Origin of the sequence: Bacillus sp. SIMBA_154, assembly GCF_046536015.1 — a bacterium.
In the GTDB taxonomy this organism is placed as follows: Bacteria; Bacillota; Bacilli; order Bacillales; family Bacillaceae; genus Bacillus; species Bacillus pumilus_P.
Genome location: NZ_JAWJBV010000332.1, coordinates 1 through 265, shown reverse-complemented (window position 1 = coordinate 265; position 265 = coordinate 1). Strand labels below are relative to the sequence as shown.

Sequence of the window (265 nt, the reverse complement as noted above, 5' to 3'; positions counted from 1 at the left end):
CCCTTTTAACGGGGAGGACATCGTTTGATTACAGGGCTGGTTTATTGGCAGGCAGCAAGGAGGAATTTAAAAATCAGCTTAAAGAGGGATTAAGTTTTCGGAGGAAACAAGATTCTGAATGGGCGCTTGCCATCGGTGACTTCAAATGGGAAAGTTATAAACAATTTGCCGTTTTGAAACGGGTGTTCCCTGATTTAGAAAAGAACGTAAGGTCGGTGCTGAAAGATATACCAACATTGCACAGTTCATTTAAAAGAAAATGGAC

At 41.1% G+C, this 265-nt stretch carries 1 protein-coding gene; it reads left to right on the top strand.

The window, feature by feature from the left end; all coding sequences use genetic code 11:
* Nucleotides 1-265: hypothetical protein (locus R0K30_RS22265; RefSeq protein WP_410613053.1), on the top strand; the 265-nt coding region annotated here is incomplete at both ends.